General features: G+C 65.1%; 15 protein-coding genes and 1 other RNA gene. 6 read left to right on the forward strand and 10 right to left on the reverse strand.

Annotated elements, in window-relative coordinates; translation table 11 throughout:
* Positions 1-106: 106 nt before the first annotated feature.
* Entirely contained in the window at positions 107-775 is a 669-nt protein-coding gene (cmk, locus tag CF68_RS20625) for a (d)CMP kinase (RefSeq protein WP_035822328.1), read from the reverse strand.
* Between the two features lie 125 nt (positions 776-900).
* Between cmk and CF68_RS20630 the strand changes: the two genes are divergently transcribed.
* Positions 901-1,137, forward strand: a complete 237-nt coding sequence (locus CF68_RS20630) for a DUF2061 domain-containing protein (RefSeq protein ID WP_035822330.1) — start codon at positions 901-903, stop codon at positions 1,135-1,137.
* Here the strand turns inward: CF68_RS20630 and aroA are convergent.
* The 7 genes from aroA to gyrA form a co-directional block, all read right to left on the reverse strand.
* Positions 1,134-2,438: a 3-phosphoshikimate 1-carboxyvinyltransferase gene (aroA, locus tag CF68_RS20635; protein WP_035822332.1), complete on the reverse strand. Its 1,305-nt coding sequence runs from the start codon at positions 2,436-2,438 to the stop codon at positions 1,134-1,136. The genes CF68_RS20630 and aroA overlap by 4 nt on opposite strands.
* Before the next feature lie 41 nt (positions 2,439-2,479).
* A complete protein-coding gene (locus CF68_RS20640) occupies positions 2,480-3,376 on the reverse strand; it encodes a prephenate dehydrogenase/arogenate dehydrogenase family protein (RefSeq protein WP_084187349.1) in 897 nt (298 codons plus the stop codon).
* Between the two features lie 118 nt (positions 3,377-3,494).
* A complete protein-coding gene (gene hisC, locus CF68_RS20645) occupies positions 3,495-4,622 on the reverse strand; it encodes a histidinol-phosphate transaminase (protein WP_035822338.1) in 1,128 nt (375 codons plus the stop codon).
* A 28-nt stretch (positions 4,623-4,650) separates the two neighbouring features.
* On the reverse strand, positions 4,651-5,811 hold the full coding sequence (gene pheA / locus CF68_RS20650) for a prephenate dehydratase (protein ID WP_035822341.1): 1,161 nt from the start codon (positions 5,809-5,811) through the stop codon (positions 4,651-4,653).
* A 108-nt stretch (positions 5,812-5,919) separates the two neighbouring features.
* Complete coding sequence (gene serC / locus CF68_RS20655) at positions 5,920-7,077, reverse strand: 3-phosphoserine/phosphohydroxythreonine transaminase (protein WP_051591610.1); 1,158 nt, start codon at positions 7,075-7,077, stop codon at positions 5,920-5,922.
* Positions 7,078-7,236: 159 nt separating this feature from the next.
* On the reverse strand, positions 7,237-7,800 hold the full coding sequence (locus tag CF68_RS20660; protein WP_010812962.1) for a DUF2059 domain-containing protein: 564 nt from the start codon (positions 7,798-7,800) through the stop codon (positions 7,237-7,239).
* Between the two features lie 94 nt (positions 7,801-7,894).
* Positions 7,895-10,561, reverse strand: coding sequence for a DNA gyrase subunit A (gyrA, locus tag CF68_RS20665; RefSeq protein WP_035822345.1), 2,667 nt, complete (start codon positions 10,559-10,561; stop codon positions 7,895-7,897).
* Between the two features lie 433 nt (positions 10,562-10,994).
* On the opposite strand from gyrA, the gene ompA reads away from it, so the two are divergent.
* The 5 genes from ompA (at position 10,995) to CF68_RS20685 (ending at position 14,177) form a co-directional block, all read left to right on the forward strand.
* Complete coding sequence (gene ompA / locus CF68_RS20670; protein ID WP_012352078.1) at positions 10,995-11,648, forward strand: outer membrane protein OmpA; 654 nt, start codon at positions 10,995-10,997, stop codon at positions 11,646-11,648.
* 123 nt (positions 11,649-11,771) lie between these two features.
* Complete coding sequence (gene ubiG / locus CF68_RS20675; protein ID WP_035822349.1) at positions 11,772-12,530, forward strand: bifunctional 2-polyprenyl-6-hydroxyphenol methylase/3-demethylubiquinol 3-O-methyltransferase UbiG; 759 nt, start codon at positions 11,772-11,774, stop codon at positions 12,528-12,530.
* A complete protein-coding gene (gene gph, locus CF68_RS20680) occupies positions 12,527-13,201 on the forward strand; it encodes a phosphoglycolate phosphatase (protein WP_035822351.1) in 675 nt (224 codons plus the stop codon). Before ubiG ends, gph begins: the two co-directional genes overlap by 4 nt.
* 83 nt (positions 13,202-13,284) lie before the next feature.
* Positions 13,285-13,643, forward strand: a transfer-messenger RNA (tmRNA) gene (gene ssrA, locus CF68_RS35735).
* A gap of 312 nt (positions 13,644-13,955) precedes the next feature.
* On the forward strand, positions 13,956-14,177 hold the full coding sequence (locus CF68_RS20685; protein ID WP_010812967.1) for a hypothetical protein: 222 nt from the start codon (positions 13,956-13,958) through the stop codon (positions 14,175-14,177).
* Between the two features lie 207 nt (positions 14,178-14,384).
* On the opposite strand, the gene CF68_RS20690 is transcribed toward CF68_RS20685, so the two are convergent.
* Entirely contained in the window at positions 14,385-16,106 is a 1,722-nt protein-coding gene (locus tag CF68_RS20690) for a gamma-glutamyltransferase family protein (RefSeq protein ID WP_051591611.1), read from the reverse strand.
* Between the two features lie 119 nt (positions 16,107-16,225).
* Positions 16,226-16,762 (reverse strand): DUF1097 domain-containing protein, encoded by a 537-nt coding sequence (locus CF68_RS20695; RefSeq protein WP_035822353.1) that lies wholly within the window; start codon positions 16,760-16,762, stop codon positions 16,226-16,228.
* Positions 16,763-16,785 lie beyond the last annotated feature (23 nt).

Genomic DNA, 16,785 nt, shown 5'->3' on the forward strand with positions numbered 1-16,785 from the left:
TGCAGCGGGGTCAGGTTTGACACAAGCCAGCCACAAGTCTTGCCCGGGCTGGCGCCATCTGGTGCCGTCGGGGTACGCCGCTTCTACTCATGCGCCCGCATGCATCTCATGCATCGGGCAGCACAGCGGCAAACCACTCCAGCACCTGCGCCACTGCCTGGTCCACCGTCATATCGGAGGTATCCAGCAGCTTTGCATCCTCGGCGGGACGAAGCGGCGCGGCGGTGCGGGTGCGATCCCGCACATCGCGCGCCTCAAGGTCACGCAAAAGGTCTTCAATATTAGCAGAAATTCCCTTATCAATCAATTGTTTATAGCGCCTGCGAGCGCGCGCCTCAACACTTGCGGTCAGGAACACCTTGAGCGGCGCATCCGGGAAGATCACGGTGCCCATGTCGCGGCCGTCGGCCACCAGCCCCGGCAGCTTGCGGAAGCTGCGCTGCAGCTGGGTCAGCGCGTCGCGCACCGGCTGGTGCACGGCGATGGCCGAGGCCCGGTTGCCGATCGCCTCGGCGCGGATTGCCAGGCTGACTTCCTCGCCCTGCAGCCAGACCCGGTCAGGGCCGAACTTCACATCGAGGCGGGAAGCGATCTTTGCAAGGGCGTCCACGTCCGCCAGGTCAATCCCGGCGCGGTCGCTGGCCAGCGCCACGAGCCGGTACAGGGCGCCGCTGTCGAGCAGGTGAAAGCCCACGGCATCCGCGACCTTGTGCGCGACAGTGCCCTTGCCCGAGGCAGTCGGCCCGTCAATGGCGATGACGTTGACGATAGTCATTGTTTATAAAACCAAGAGAAACGATTGATTGTGAATTCAATTGAGAATTATTATCATTTGATTCATGGCACTTCGCCGCAGCCGCGGCACGGTGCCCTTTCCGTCCAGTCGCGAGGCAATCTACCATGGCAAAAACCCTGACGTTCGGCATCATGCACCTCGGCATCGCGTTCAGCGTGACGTATGCGCTGACCGGCAACCTCGCCATTAGCGGTGCCATCACCTTCATCGAGCCGGCCGTCAATACCGTGGCCCACTACTTCTTCGACCGCTACTGGGAGAAGCGCGAGCGCCGCCAGGCCAGGGCCGCCCGCGGCCACGCCCCGGCGCAGCGCGAACATGCCAACCTGGCCAGCGCTTAGCCGGTCACGCCCGCGAACACGCTGAAGTAATCCGGGAACGTCTTCGCCACACAGGCCGGATCATTGATCCGCACCGGCAGCGGCCCGAAGGCCGCCAGCGAGAAGCACATCGCCATGCGATGGTCATCATAGGTGCCAATGCCGTCGGCCGGCGTCTGCCACGGCTGCGGCGGCGTCACACGCAGGTAGTCTGCCCCTTCTTCCACGACTGCGCCGAGCTTGCGCAGTTCCGTCGCCATCGCCGCGATACGGTCCGTTTCCTTGACGCGCCAGCTGGCGATATTGGTCAGCGTGGTCGTGCCTTCTGCAAACAGCGCCGCCACCGCCAGCGTCATCGCCGCATCGGGGATATGGTTGCAGTCCAGCTCGATGCCGTGCAGGCGCCCGTCGTCGCGTTCCGTGCCGCGCACTTCGATCCAGTTGTCGCCGGCCATCACATTGGCGCCCATGCGGTTGAGCGCCTCGGCGAAGCGCACATCGCCCTGGATGCTGGCCATGCCCACGCCTTCCACCCGGACCGGGCCACCGCCGATCGCGCCGGCTGCCAGGAAATAGGAAGCGGACGACGCATCGCCCTCGACAAAGATCTCGCCTGGCGAGCGGTAAGCCGCACCCGCCGGCAGCACGAAGCGCTCCCAGCCCTGGCGCTCGACCTGGATGCCGAAGCGCGCCAGCAGGTTCAGCGTGATCTCGATATACGGCTTGGAGATCAGCTCGCCCACCACTTCGATCTCGATGCGGCCGCTGTCGGATTGCGCCATCGGCAGGCTCATCAGCAGCGCGGTCAGGAACTGGCTCGACACGTCGCCGCGCACGCGGATCGGCGCATCGATGCGAATGCCGGCCGGCTGGATATGCAGCGGCGGAAAGCCTTCATTGCCAAGGTAGTCGATCACCGCGCCCACCTGGCGCAGGCCGTCGACCAGGTCGCCGATCGGTCGCTCATGCATGCGCGGCACGCCCGACAGCTTGTAGCTGCCGCCCTGCAGCGCGAGCGCTGCGGTGAGCGGGCGGATCGCCGTGCCGGCATTGCCCATGAAGAGTTCGGCCGACTTGTTCGGGAAGTTGCCCCCGGCGCCGGTGACGATATAGTCGGCACCCTCCTGCCGCCAGGCCACGCCCAGCGTGCGCAACGCCTGCAGCATCACGCGGGTATCGTCCGAATCGAGCAGGTCGCGCACGCGGGTCTCGCCATTGGCCAGTGCGGCCAGCAGCAGCACACGGTTGGAGATGCTCTTCGAGCCCGGCAGCCGGACGGTGCCGTTGGCGCGGGTCAGGGGGCCTAGCGTCAGGTGTTCCATGGTTCTCGTGGGCGCCGGGGCGCCGCGGTCAGGCGATTGGTTCAGGGTTCGGTATGGTTGCCCGCGGCACGCTCTGCGCCCCAGGCCAGCCGGGTCTTGCTGGCGCGCGCGAAGATGCGTTCGAGCGCGTCGCCGTCGCCCTTCTCGATCTGCGCCTTCAGGTGCGCCAGCACCGACTGGTAGGTATTCAGCTCACGCAGCAGCGCGTCGCGGTTGGCCACGCAGATATCGCGCCACATCTCAGGCGACGAGGCCGCGATGCGCGTGAAATCGCGGAAGCCGCCACCGGCGAAGCCCAGCTTCAGCGCCGCATCTTCCGCATTGGCGACCTGCGCCACCAGCGCGTAAGACAGCACGTGCGGCAGGTGGCTAACCGCGGCGAACACCGCGTCGTGCTGCACCGCCGACATCACGTGGCATTCTGCGCCGGCGCTTTTCCACATGGCGCGCACCGCGGCGACATCGGCGCGCGAATTTTCCTGCAGCGGGCACAGCACGGCCTTCTTGCCAACGTACAGGTCCGGCAGCGCCGCCTCCACGCCGTTGAGCTCGCGTCCGGCGATCGGGTGTGCCGGCACGAACTGCGCGACCTTGTCGCCGAGCGCCGTCTTGGCCGCCATGATCACGTCCGACTTGGTGCTGCCGGCATCGGTGACGATGGTGCCCGGCTGCAGGTGCGGCTCCAGCGCGTGCAGCAACGCAAAGTTCTGCGCCACCGGCGCGCACAGCACGATCACGCTGGCGCCGCGCGCGGCATCCGCCAGCGTCGCGGCCTCGTCGATCACGCCAAGATCCAGCGCCTTCTGCAGCGACGCCGGCGAGCGCCCCACCCCGACCACCGTGCCCACCACGCCGGCGCGCTTGAGCGCCAGCGCGAGCGAGCCGCCGATCAGGCCGACACCGACAATGACAACACGGGAAAAATGCAATGCACTCACAATCTCAGGCCGCTAGGGGCAGTGGCTCGGACCAGGCCGAGGTAAATCGATGATTGGCAAAGCGGCAGGCAGGCAGCCCGCCGCTACACGCTGCGGAACGCCGCGATTGTAGCCGCGCTCACGCCAGCGCCCGCTCCAGCGCCGCGATGAAGGCCGCGTTCTCCCCGGCCAGGCCGATGGTCACGCGCAGCCAGCGCGGCAGGTTGTAGTTGCCCACCGGCCGCACGATCACGCCCTGCTTCAGCAACGCCAGGTTGACGCGCGCGCCGGCGCCATCGTCATCACCCACGCGTACCATCACGAAGTTGCCGGACGACGGCACGTATTCCAGTCCAAGCCGGTTGAAGGCATCGGTCAGCTGGCGCTTGCCGGCACGGTTCAGCTCGGCGCTGCGGCGCAGGAAGTCGGCGTCGCCCAGCGCGGCGATGGCCGCGGCCTGCGCCACGCTGTTGACGTTGAACGGCTGGCGGATGCGGTTCAGCAGGTCCGACAGCTCCGGCTGCGCCACCGCGTAGCCGATGCGCAGGCCCGCCAGGCCATAGGCCTTGGAGAACGTGCGCGACACCATCAGGTTCGGATAGCGGCGCACCCAGGCGAGCGAATCGTATTGCTGGTCGGCATCCAGGTATTCGTTGTACGCCTCGTCCAGCACCACCACCACGTTGGCCGGCACCCGCTGCAGGAAGGCTTCGATCTGCGCGGCCGGCACGAACGTGCCGGTCGGGTTGTTCGGGTTGGCGATAAAGACCAGGCGCGTATCCGGCGCGATCGCCGCGGCCATCGCTTCCAGGTCATGGCCGTAGTCGCGCGCGGGCACTTCGATGGCGCGTGCGCCGATCTCCTGCGTGGCCAGCGCATAGACCGCGAACGAGTACTCGGCATAGACGATCGACTGGCCCGGCTCCACCAGCGCATGCGCGGCCAGCTCCAGGATGTCGTTGCTGCCGTTGCCCAGCGTCAGCCAGTCGGCGGGCACGCCGAAGCGCGCCGACAGCGCGCCCTTCAGCGCAAAGCCGTTGGAATCCGGATAGCGGCCGAGTTCAGCCACCGCATCGGCCACCGCGCGGCGGGCCGACTCCGGCATGCCGAGCGGATTCTCATTGGAGGCGAGCTTGACGATGCCGGCCTCGTCCAGGCCGAACTCGCGCGCGACTTCCGAAATCGGCTTGCCGGCCACGTACGGCGAAATCGCCCGCACATAGCCGGGTCCGAACACCGTGCCGCATTGCTTACCCTGCTCTGCCATCTCGTCTCCTTGTTCTTGCCTGGCTGCCTTACTTGCTCGACGGATACGAGCCCAGCACCTTCAGGTAGGCCGCGTTGCGGCGCAGTTCTTCGATGGCGCGCGCCACCGCGGGCTCATGCTGGTGCCCTTCCACGTCGACGTAGAAGTAGTACTCCCACGCGCCGCTGCGCGCCGGGCGCGACTCGAAGCGGCACATCGACACGCCGTTCTCCGCCAGCGGCGCCAGGAGCTGGTACACCGCGCCGGCCTTGTTGGGTACCGACAAGATCATCGAGGTCTGGTCGCTGCCCGACGGCTCGGTCTCATAGCGGCCGATCACGGCAAAGCGCGTGCGGTTGTGCGGATCGTCCTGGATATGCGTGCGCACAATATGCAGGTGATAGCGGTTGGCGGCGGACTCGCCGGCAATCGCAGCCACGGTCGGGTCTTCGCTGGCCATGCGCGCGGCCTCGGCATTGCTCGACACCGCCTGGCGCTCCAGGTGCGGATAGTTGGCGGTCAGCCAGTGCTGGCACTGCGCCAGTGCCTGCGCATGCGCGCGCACCACCGTGACGCCCCGCATGTCAGGCGTGGATGCCATCAGGTTGTGGTGCACCTTGAGCGCGATCTCGCCGCTGATCTTCAGCGAAGTCTGCAGGAACAGGTCGAGCGTGCGCGACACCGCGCCCTCGGTGGAGTTCTCGACCGGCACCACGCCGTACTCGACCGTGCCCGCCTCGACGGCACGGAACACCTCGTCGATGCTCGGGCAAGGCACGCCCGACACCTCATGGCCGAAGTGCGCATACAGCGCCTGCTCGGAGAACGTGCCGGCCGGGCCGAGGAAAGCCACTTCCAGCGGCTTTTCCAGCCCGCGGCAGGCGGACATCACCTCGCGCCAGATCGCCGCAACGCTTTCGCCCAGCAAAGGACCGGGGTTGGCGCCCTGCACCTTGCGGATCACCTGCAGCTCACGCTCCGGGCGGAACACCGGCGCGCCGTACTTCTTCTTGACCTCGCCGACCTCGAGCGCCAGTTTCGCGCGGCGGTTCAGCATCGCCAGCAGCTCGCGGTCAACGGTGTCGATCTGCTCGCGCAGCGGGCTCAGCTCGACCGACAGCTTGCGCTCGGCTTCGCTCAGGTGGCTGTCGTTCTGCTGCTCGTTGGGCGGCGTCTCCTCGCGCGCGGGGGTGCGGTCTTGGCTTGTCATTTTGTATGAATCCGGTGGGCCGCCGGGGCGCGGCGGCCGGAGAAAAACTGACCTCTGCCTGCCGGCGCACTGTGCCTGACGTGCGCGGGCAGCCAGCGGGAATGCGCGTCAGGCGGACGTACGCTCGAACTCGCGCATGAAATCGACCAGCGCCATCACGCCTTCCAGCGGCATCGCGTTATAGATGCTGGCGCGCATGCCGCCCACGGTCTTGTGTCCCTTCAGTTGCACCAGCCCGTTGGCGCGCGCCTGCTGCAGGAACGCCTCATTGCGCGATTCGTCGCCCAGGAAGAACGGCACGTTCATGCGCGAGCGGCAGCTCGGATGGATCTCGTTGCGATAGAAATCGCTCTGGTCCAGGTAGTTGTACAGCGCCGACGCCTTGGCGATATTGCGCTGCTCGATCGCGGGCACACCGCCCTGGCGCTTGAGCCATTTGAAGACCAGGCCGGCGATATAGATCGCATAGGTCGGCGGCGTGTTGTACATCGAGTTGTGCTCGGCCACCAGGCGCCAGTTAAATGCAGACGGGCACAGCGGGTGGGCATGGCCGAGCAGGTCGTCGCGCACGATCACGATGGTGACGCCGGCCGGGCCGATATTCTTCTGCGCGCCGCCGTAGACCACCTGCACGCGCGACCAGTCGATCGGGCGCGACAGGATATGGCTGGAAGCGTCCGCCACCACGATGCGGTCGCCCTTGACCTGGCCGATATCGGGAATGTCCTGGAACTCCACGCCGACGATGGTCTCGTTGGTGCACAGGTGCACGTAGCCGGCATCGTCCGACAGCTTCCAGTCCGCAATGTCGGGGATGCTGTGGAACTTCTGCGCCTCGCTGGTGGCCGCGATATTGACCGCGCCATAGCGGCGGGCTTCCTGCTCGGTCTTGACCGACCAGGTGCCGGTGACGACAAAATCGGCCTTGGGCTGCTCGGCGCTGCGCAGCCGCATCAGGTTCAGCGGCACGATGGCGTTTTCGCCGATGGCGCCGCCTTGCAGGAACAGCACCTTGAAATTGGCGGGGATGTGCAGCAACTCGCGCAGGTCAGCAATCGCTTCGTTATGGATGCTTTCGAATTCGCGGCTGCGGTGGCTCATCTCCATCACCGAAACCCCGGTCCCGTGCCAGGACAGCATCTCCTCGGCAGCCTGTTGCAGCACTTCGGCAGGCAGCGCCGCCGGGCCTGGGGAGAAGTTGTAGACACGTTCGGCCAATGCACGCTGCATCATGCCGGCAAGAGCGGGATTCTGGGGATCGTTCATGAGACGGGGAATGGAAAAATGGCTGCCGGTGTTACCCAAGCAGCCATTATCCCTCAAACCCGCGCCCCGTTGGGCACCCGGGGCCAGGCCCCGGTGCCGCACCGGCCTGCAAGGCTGCAGGCGGGCGGCGGTCTGATTCAGTCGCGGATCACGCCAGCATCACTTCGAAGCGGCGGTGATTTCCTTCTCGGCGGCGTCGCGCATCGACTTGCCGACCTGCGGGCCGTACTTCTGCATCATCGAACCCCAGATCTCCTGGGTCGCCTTGCCCTGGTTGGCCATGAACTTCTGGCCGGTCGGCGACTTCAGGAAGGTGGTCAGGTCCTTGAGTTCCGCCGTCGAGTAGTACTTGCCAAAGGCATCGTAGTGCGCCTGGATCGCGTCCTTGCGGAAGCCATCGGTGCTGAACGCCGAACCGGCGCCGTCAACCATGCGCTGGACCGCGCCGTTCTTCTTCAGCTTTTCGACAGCGGCCTGCTTCTGCTTGTCGTTCAGGGTCTTGTTCTCGACCAGCACTTGTTCCAGCACCAGCGGAGCTTCCTGCTTGGCGCCTTGCTGCCAGTTTTCGGCCTGGCCCTTGACGGCCTGGTCTGCCTGCATGACGGAAAGCAGTTCCTTGATGGCTGCTGTCTTTTCCGCATCCTGCGCGTGGGCATGCTGCGCCATCATGAAGGTCGGAACGAAAGCGGCCAGAACAGCGATACGTCGATAGGTTTTGAGCATTGTGACTCCCTGGTAAATACGTCCGTTTTAGTCCGGACAGCCGCGAGGCGAGTTCCGGCTGGCGTCCTATTGTTGCAACAATTTACGATTTGTCTTACGGATTGGCGTCCACGTCGGCGCCGGCAGCACCTTCTGCACCGTCGGCGTCTTCAGCCTCGTCGCCACCGGCACCGTTGTCGGCATCGCTTTCGACGATGCGCTGCAGCCCGGACAACTTGGTGCCTTCGTCAACGTTGATCAGCGTGACACCCTGCGTGGCGCGGCCCATTTCGCGGATTTCGGCCACGCGGGTACGGATCAGCACGCCACCGGTGGTGATCAGCATGATCTCGTCCTCGGGCGAAACCAGTGCTGCCGCCACCACACGGCCATTGCGCTCGCTCGTCTGGATCGCGATCATGCCCTTGGTGCCGCGGCCGTGTCGAGTGTACTCAGCAATGGGGGTGCGCTTGCCGTAGCCGTTCTCGGTCGCGGTCAGCACGCTGCCGCGCACGCCCGCCTCAGCCTCTTCGGCGGTCTCGGCCGGCGCCACCAGCATGGCGATCACGGTCTGGCCGTCTTCAAGGTTCATGCCGCGCACGCCGCGCGCCTGGCGGCCCATCGGGCGCACGTCGTTCTCGTCGAAGCGCACGGCCTTGCCGGCGTCGGAGAACAGCATCACATCGTGCTGGCCATCGGTCACGGCCGCACCGATCAGGTAGTCGCCCTCGTCCAGGTCGACCGCGATGATGCCGGCCTTGCGCGGATTAGAGAACTCAGTCAGCGCGGTCTTCTTGACCGTGCCGCGGGCAGTGGCCATGAAGATGAAGTGCTCGGCGTCAAATTGCTTGACCGGCAGGATCACATTGATCTTCTCGCCTTCGGACAGCGGGAACATGTTCACGATCGGGCGTCCGCGCGAGTTGCGCGAACCCTGCGGCACTTCGTACACCTTGAGCCAGTAGAGCCGGCCGCGGTTGGAGAAGCACAGGATGTAGTCGTGGGTATTGGCCACGAACAGCGTGTCAATCCAGTCGTCTTCCTTGGTCGCTGCCGCCTGCTTGCCACGTCCGCCACGCTTTTGCGCGCGGTACTCGGAAATCGGCTGGCTCTTCATATAGCCGCTGTGCGACAGCGTGACCACCATGTCCTGCGGGGTAATCAGGTCTTCGGTGTCCAGCTCGGTCGCGTTCAGCTCGATCTGCGAACGGCGCTCATCACCGAATTCAGCGCGGATAGCGGTGAGTTCGTCGACGATGATGGCAGTAATGCGCTCCGGCCGCGCCAGGATATCCAGCAGGTCGGTGATTACCGCCATGATGTCGCGATATTCCTGGACGATCTTGTCCTGTTCGAGCCCGGTGAGGCGTTGCAGGCGCATTTGCAGGATTTCCTGCGCCTGGCCATCCGACAGCCGGTACAGGCCGTCTGCCTGCATGCCGAACACCGGCGGCAGCCCGTCCGGACGATACGAGGCGCGGCCGCCCGGGGTTTCGCCTTCGGCGCGCGCAAGCATTTCGCGGACCAGGGCCGAATCCCATGCCTTCGCCATCAGTTCCTGCTTGGCAATCGGCGGGGTCGGTGCGGCCTTGATGATGGCGATGAATTCATCGATATTCGCCAGCGCAACGGCCAGGCCTTCCAGCACGTGGCCGCGCTCGCGCGCCTTGCGCAGCTCGAACACCGTGCGGCGGGTGACGACTTCGCGCCGGTGCGCCAGGAAATACTCCAGCATCTGGCGCAGGTTCAGCAGGCGCGGCTGGCGGTCGACCAGCGCCACCATGTTCATGCCGAAGGTGTCCTGCAGCTGGGTGTTCTTATATAGGTTGTTGAGAACAACCTCAGGCACCTCGTTGCGCTTGAGCTCGATCACCACGCGCATGCCGGACTTGTCCGACTCGTCGCGGATGTCAGAGATGCCCTCGACCTTCTTTTCAGTGACCAGTTCGGCGATGCGCTCAAGCAAGGTGCGCTTGTTGACCTGGTAGGGCAGCTCGTCGACGATGATCGCCTGGCGCTGGCCGCGGTCGATGTCCTCGAAGTGCGTCTTGGCTCGCATCACCACGCGGCCGCGGCCGGTGCGATAGCCTTCGCGAACGCCCTGGATGCCATAGATAATCCCGGCGGTCGGAAAATCAGGCGCCGGAATCAATTCAATCAGTTCATCCACCGTGGCCTGCGGGTTGCGCAGCAGGTGCAGGCAACCGTCAACGATTTCATTCAGGTTATGCGGCGGGATATTGGTGGCCATGCCCACCGCAATACCGGACGAACCGTTGATTAGCAGATTGGGAATACGCGCCGGCAGAATCGAAGGCTCTTTTTCAGAGCCGTCGTAGTTGCTGTCGAAATCGACGGTTTCCTTGTCGATGTCGAACAGCATCTCGTGGGCGATTTTCGCCAGGCGGATTTCGGTATAACGCATGGCCGCGGCGTTATCGCCGTCGACCGAACCGAAATTACCCTGGCCGTCGACCAGCATGTAGCGCAGCGAGAAGTCCTGCGCCATGCGGACGATGGTGTCGTAGACTGCGGTGTCGCCGTGCGGGTGATACTTACCGATCACATCACCGACGATACGGGCCGACTTCTTGTAGGGTCGGTTCCAGTCGTTGTTGAGCTCGTGCATCGCAAACAGCACGCGCCGGTGCACCGGTTTCAGGCCGTCCCGCACATCAGGAAGCGCCCGGCCCACGATCACGCTCATGGCGTAATCGAGATAGGAGCGGCGCATTTCCTCTTCGAGGGAGACCGGAAGGGTTTCTTTTGCGAATGGATCCATTGCGGCGTGGTTTATGCGGCAGGTTTAAGCGAATGACAGGCCCTTTAGCGCGCGGCACAGTGGGCGCCTGACGGCTGGGCAACATGCCATTCTAACATGCCGCCACCCCCCGCCTCCCGCTCTCCGGACAGCCCTTGCGCACGCCTCCCGAGGCCCTCGCTGAAACCCGGAATCCCTGATGCCACAAGGCTTTGCGGGCGACACAAGACCCATGTTGCACAAACACCACAGGCCCAAAACCCATGCGGCGAATCGAATATATTTACTTCTTAGGAAACGACCCTTGTGGCACAATTCCCCAGCGAAGAGCCAGACATTGTTCGAAGTGGAGCATCCACCACATCGAGAATGTTATACTCCGAAGAATGTATGACTTGTTTTCGTCCATTTGCTCGCAGTAACCCTGCGGTGATCTCATCCTGAGAGGAGAAATATGAAAAAATTTGCCAAGCTCGCGCTCGTTGCAGCTACCGCAGTAATGGCTGCATCCGCTCAAGCTCAGTCCGTCCCTTATGAAAAGAAGGCAGTGAACGACAACTGGGGCAACGGTACGAGCGAGTACGTGTGGAAGAATGGCACGAACGAGCTCTGCTGGCGCGACAGCTCCTGGACCCCGGCCACCGCCAACGCGCTGTGCGACGGCGCCCTGGCCCCGGCCGTAGCGGCACCGGCACCGGCTCCGGTGGCTCCGCCGGTCGTCTCGAGCGAGAAGGTCACTTTCGCTGCTGACACCCTGTTCGACTTCGACAAGGCTGTCCTGAAGCCGGAAGGCAAGGCCAAGCTGGACGACCTGGTCTCGAAGCTGCAAGGCATCACCCTGGAAGTCATCATCGCCGTTGGCCACACCGACTCGTTCGGTTCGGACAAGTACAACGATCGCCTGTCGATCCGTCGTGCTGAATCGGTCAAGGCTTACCTGGTGAGCAAGGGCGTTGAAGCCAACCGGGTCTACACCGAAGGCAAGGGCAAGCGCCAGCTGAAGGTCGATCCGAAGTCGTGCAAGGGCAACCGCAAGTCCCAGATCGCCTGCCAGCAGCCGAACCGCCGCGTGGAAGTCGAAGTGGTCGGCACCCGCAGCGCACGTTAATCGGATCCCTCCCGATGAAAAAAGCCCAGCGCAAGCTGGGCTTTTTTTTTGGTACAGTTGCCCGGACTGTCCCCCTCTTCCTTTCACCACCGGCGCGGCTAGTGCCGCCGGCCCCCGCATACGATGACGTTGCAATCGCAAACCCTTTCCGCAGCCGGCACCCCCAATCAGGACCTGCCGCGCCGCAATGCCGATCCGAAGGAAATCGACAAGTTCAGCGAACTGGCCCACCGCTGGTGGGACCCGGAAAGCGAGTTCAAGCCGCTGCATGAGCTGAACCCGCTGCGCCTGGGCTGGATCGACGGCATCGCCGGCCTGGCTGGCAAGCGCGTGGTCGACGTGGGTTGCGGCGGCGGCATCCTATCCGAAAGCATGGCGCGCCTGGGCGCCACGGTGCGTGGCATCGATCTCTCGACCAAGGCACTGAAGGTGGCGGACCTGCACAGCCTGGAGACCGGCGTTGCCGTGACCTATGAGGAGATCGCCGCAGAAGCGCTGGCCGCGCGTGAACCGGCCAGCGTGGATGTGGTGACTTGCATGGAGATGCTTGAACACGTGCCCGATCCAGCGTCGATCGTGCAAGCCTGTGCCAGGCTGGTCAAGCCCGGCGGCTATGTGTTCTTCTCGACCATCAACCGCAACCTGAAGGCCTACCTGCTGGCCATTGTCGGCGCGGAATATGTGCTCAACATGCTGCCGCGCGGCACGCACGACTACGACAAGTTCATCACGCCGTCCGAGCTCGCGCGCTTTGCCCGTCAGGCCAGGCTGGACCTGGTGGAAATGCGCGGCATGACCTACAACCCGCTGTCGCAGGTGTATGCGCTGGGACGCGACACCGATGTGAACTACATGATGGCGTTCCGCCGGGTGGCAGCATGAGCGCCGGCATCGCAGGGGTCTTCTTCGACCTGGACGGCACGCTGGCAGATACCGCGCCGGACCTGGCGGCGGCCGCCAACCGGCTGGTCGTCGAACGTGGCCAGGCGCCGGTGGCCTATGAAAAACTGCGTCCCGTCGCCTCGCACGGCGCGCGTGGACTGCTGGGTGCTGCCTTCGGCCTGCGCCCGGAGGATGCGGAGTTCCCGGCGCTGCGCGATATCTTCCTGGACTACTACGAAGCCGACATCGCGGTGCACACGCGCCTTTTCGACGGCATGCCGCAAGTGCTGGCCGCGCTCGAGGCAGCGGGCATCCCGTGGGGCATCGTCACCAACAAGATCGCCCGGTTCACCGTGCCGCTGGTCGCTGCGATCGGCCTGGCCCCGCGCGCCAGCGCGGTGGTCAGCGGCGACACCACGCCCCACGCCAAGCCGCACCCCGCCCCGCTGCTGCACGCCGCGGCAAGCGCCGGCGTCGACCCGCGCCAGTGCGTCTACGTGGGCGATGACCTGCGCGACATCCAGGCCGGCAAGGCCGCCGGCATGATCACCGTCACCGCCGCCTATGGCTATTGTGGAGACGCCGAACCGCCCGAGTCCTGGGGCGCCGACCACCTGATCCGCCACCCGGCCGAGCTGATCCCGCTGCTGGTGCCCGCCGCGGTCGCCTGATTGTGTCGCAGGGGTATCCCGGCCGGGCCAGGAACTCCCCGCGACAGCTTGCGTCCAACCGGGTACAATCCAGCTTCCTCACTGGGGCCGACCTGGTTTCGACGTGGGTTACAAAGCAGTGGAGGGCATACCGAGGACCCGTCACCTCGTTAATCAATGGGAATGCAATAACTGCTAACGACGAACGTTACGCACTGGCCGCTTAATTGCGGCCGTCCTCGCACTGGCTCGCTGACGGGCTAGGGTCGCAAGACCACGCGAGGTCATTTACGTCAGATAAGCTCCGGAAGGGTCACGAAGCCGGGGACGAAAATTTAGTGACTCGCCGTCGTAGAGCGTGTTCGTCCGCGATGCGCCGGTTAAATCAAATGACAGAACTAAGTATGTAGAACTCTCTGTGGAGGGCTTACGGACGCGGGTTCGATTCCCGCCGGCTCCACCAGTATTCAGTCCGATGCAGTACCAGCAGGTCTAGAAACCCGCGATAGCCCCAAGGCTTCGCGGGTTTTTTCTTTGACAGCCGGATCCCCCGCTAATCTGTTATCGACGACGGCATCCGCATCGCCGCCTTTGCAGTTGTTTGCAGTCATGACCCCAGCTCTGGTCTACGCTGGAATCGCTGCAAGCCGGGCCACGCACGGCATCAGCATCACAGTGCTCCACAGGCGGACTGGCCTGGCACCGGCTCCCCGTTGCCAGGCCTTTTCTCCACGCCCGCGCGACCGCACATCGTCCACAAGAAACGGAGTTGGCGATGCCAATCAAGTCCATCGAGGTCATCCTCACCCGAGACGCGCAGTGGGCCCTGGAATACGACCCCGATAACCCGGGACCGGTCTACCCGTCCCGCGATGCCGCGATTGCCGCAGGCCTGCAGCTGGCGATGACCCACGATGCCGTCCTGACGATTCATGGCATCAATGACAAATCGGACGCGTTCGATTTCAGGGAATTGCACGTCCCTTTGCTCCATTGATGGTTGGTGCTATCAGCGCGCAGTGGAAAGCAACATCCCCAGAATTGGGGATGCCCGGATCGCGTAGCGGCACCATCATGGTATGCGGGCGTACTGCGACTCGCCCGCTACCACTTGTGGCCCTCGTCCTCCCTGGCCGAGGGCTTTTTCTTGGGTGACGCTCCGGCACAGCGCAGCGTCACCGGGAAGCGCCGCCGGCGCTGGGCGTTATACCCCCAGCGCCCGGCCATCGCTGCGCGGGTCGTGCGCGCCGCTAAGCTGCCCGCCGGCATCGATCCGGATCGCGCCCGGATGGCCGGCCAGCTGGCTTTGCGCAGGGATCGGGCTCAGTTGATGCCCGCGCGCGGCAAGCTCGCTGAACACCGGCAGGCCGGCATCCTGTTCCAGCTTGAGGCTGTCGCGGCTGTCCGAGAAGGTCTTGCCCAGCAGGAAGCGCGGGCGGCGCAGTGCCGTCAGCGGATCCATGCCGTAGTCGATCATCCGTGTCAGCACCGCGGCCAGTGTCTGCGGCTGGCCGTCGGCGCCTTGCGTGCCGTACAGCAGGTGCGGCCGGCCCTGCTTCCGGTAGATGCCGGGGTTGAGGGTATGGAATGGCCGCTTGCCGCCGCGCAGCACGTTGGGGCTGGCGGGATCGAGGCTGAACGATGCGCCGCGGTTGTGCCAGAGCACCCCCGTGTCGCCGACCACAAGGCCGCTGCCCCAGTCGAAATAGACGGTCTGCAGCATGCTCACGCAGCGGCCCTCGCGGTCGGCGGCGCCGATGTAGACGGTGTCGCCGGGCTTGAACACATGCGGCCACGCCATGGCGCGGTCCATGCGGATGCGGCGCGCGTGGGCGTCGAGATTGGACCTGGACAACAGCCGGTCAAGCGGCACGTCGACAAAATCGGGATCGGCGACGTAGCGGTTGCGGTCCAGGAACGCCAGCTTCACCGCCTCGACCAGCAGGTGGTAATAGTCCGCGCTGCCTTCCGGGATGCCGGACAGATCGAACCGATCGAGGATGCCCATGATCTCCAGCGTGGTCACGCCTTGCGTGGGCGGACGCAGGCCGAGCAGTTCGCCGTCGCGGTAGGCGACGCGCAGCGGCACTTCTTCGCGCGCCTGGCAGCGCGCCAGGTCCTGTTCGCGCAACGGCGAGCCGGCCTTGGCCAGCCCGGCGGCAAGGCGGCCGGCGAGGTCGCCCTCGTAGAATTCGCGCCCGCCCTGTGTCGCCACCCGGTCCAGGGTGCGGGCCAGTTCGGGCTGGCGGAACATTTCGCCGGGCCTGGGCATGCGCCCGTCCGGCATGAAGACTTGTCCGAAGCCATCCCAGCCTGACAGGTCCGCCGAGCGGAACTCCTGCCAGAAGCACTGCGACGGCGTGACCGGGAATCCGTTGGCGGCGTACTCGGTGGCCCGCGCCAGCAACGCCGACCACGACTGCGTCCCGCCCCACTGGTCCCGGCTGAAGGCAAAGGCGCGGTCCCAGATCGCAACGGTGGCGGCGGCAGTGAGGGCCGCTGCCGGGCCCCGCAGCGGAATGGTGCCGGCATAGCCCGAGGTCTCGGACGCCGCCTGGCCGATGCCGGAGAACGTGCGCACATTGCCGCCGCGGTCGCTGACCACCAGGAAGGCGTCGCCCCCCAGGCCGGTAAAGTGCGGGTATGTCACGCTCAGCACCGCGCCGATGGCAATCGCCGCCTCGATCGCGTTGCCCCCGGCCTTCAATACCTCCAGCCCCGCCTGGCTGGCCAGTCCATGCGGGCTGGTGACCATGCCCGCGGACGAATGCGCCAGCCCCGCGCGCCCGGATTGCGCCTGCTCCTGCGCCAGTTCCTGGCCGACGGCAGGCAATACGGTGCTGCCCGCCAGCGCGGCCGAGCCGGCCAGGAATGCCCGGCGCGACGTGCCGGTGCCGCAAGGATCCACTTCACCCAGAAATTCCATACCCACTTCTCCCCCCCGGATACGCGGCGGCCGGCCCACGCTGGCAGCCGCGATAACGATTCGATGATGGCGCCGGGTCATGCTGCACCTTGCACGCAGACCCGGCAGGACGCGTCGGCTCAGGTCTCGGTCTTCCAGCCCTGCCATGGGCGTTCGGCAACGGATTCCGGCGCGGCGTAGTGATGCTTGATCCAGGCATAGGCCGGTCCGAGCGCATTCATGGCGATCACCGCGCCGAGCGCGACAACGGGATCGCCCGGCACCGGGCCGAAGCCGCCGAACAGCGTTGCAAAATACGAGGCAAAGCCAAAGAACATGCCGGGGATGAAGCGCAGCGTGACGAACACGCGTGCGAGGTACATCATCGAAGCGTTGAGCGTGAACAGGATCACCATCTCCGCCACGATCAGCGCAGGCCCGGAGAACTGCTCGGCTGCCTGGCGGAAGCAAAGCACGATGACAAAGGCAAAGAGCGAGCCCACCGGCAGCGTCGGCCAGATCTTCTTCAGGTTCTCCGGCGTGGGGCCGCCCATGGCAAAGGTCGCGGCCCAGCTGATAAAAATGGCCCATGGCGGCAGGTGCGAGGCATGCGCGGCGATGGGAACGGTGGTGATGGCAAGCAGTGAGGCCACGACTTCGGCAGGCAGCTTTCTCATGATCGACTCCTTGATGGACGGGG

Origin of the sequence: Cupriavidus sp. SK-4 (assembly GCF_000611125.1) — a bacterium.
GTDB classification, from domain to species: domain Bacteria; phylum Pseudomonadota; class Gammaproteobacteria; order Burkholderiales; family Burkholderiaceae; genus Cupriavidus; species Cupriavidus necator.

Coding starts and splice junctions, on each gene's coding strand:
- cmk (WP_035822328.1), bottom strand. CDS start 775: ATGACTATCGTCAACGTCATCGCCATTGACGGGCCGACTGCCTCGGGC.
- CF68_RS20630 (WP_035822330.1), top strand. CDS start 901: ATGGCAAAAACCCTGACGTTCGGCATCATGCACCTCGGCATCGCGTTC.
- aroA (WP_035822332.1), bottom strand. CDS start 2,438: ATGGAACACCTGACGCTAGGCCCCCTGACCCGCGCCAACGGCACCGTC.
- hisC (WP_035822338.1), bottom strand. CDS start 4,622: ATGGCAGAGCAGGGTAAGCAATGCGGCACGGTGTTCGGACCCGGCTAT.
- pheA (WP_035822341.1), bottom strand. CDS start 5,811: ATGACAAGCCAAGACCGCACCCCCGCGCGCGAGGAGACGCCGCCCAAC.
- serC (WP_051591610.1), bottom strand. CDS start 7,077: ATGAACGATCCCCAGAATCCCGCTCTTGCCGGCATGATGCAGCGTGCA.
- CF68_RS20660 (WP_010812962.1), bottom strand. CDS start 7,800: ATGCTCAAAACCTATCGACGTATCGCTGTTCTGGCCGCTTTCGTTCCG.
- gyrA (WP_035822345.1), bottom strand. CDS start 10,561: ATGGATCCATTCGCAAAAGAAACCCTTCCGGTCTCCCTCGAAGAGGAA.
- ompA (WP_012352078.1), top strand. CDS start 10,995: ATGAAAAAATTTGCCAAGCTCGCGCTCGTTGCAGCTACCGCAGTAATG.
- ubiG (WP_035822349.1), top strand. CDS start 11,772: ATGACGTTGCAATCGCAAACCCTTTCCGCAGCCGGCACCCCCAATCAG.
- gph (WP_035822351.1), top strand. CDS start 12,527: ATGAGCGCCGGCATCGCAGGGGTCTTCTTCGACCTGGACGGCACGCTG.
- CF68_RS20685 (WP_010812967.1), top strand. CDS start 13,956: ATGCCAATCAAGTCCATCGAGGTCATCCTCACCCGAGACGCGCAGTGG.
- CF68_RS20690 (WP_051591611.1), bottom strand. CDS start 16,106: ATGGAATTTCTGGGTGAAGTGGATCCTTGCGGCACCGGCACGTCGCGC.
- CF68_RS20695 (WP_035822353.1), bottom strand. CDS start 16,762: ATGAGAAAGCTGCCTGCCGAAGTCGTGGCCTCACTGCTTGCCATCACC.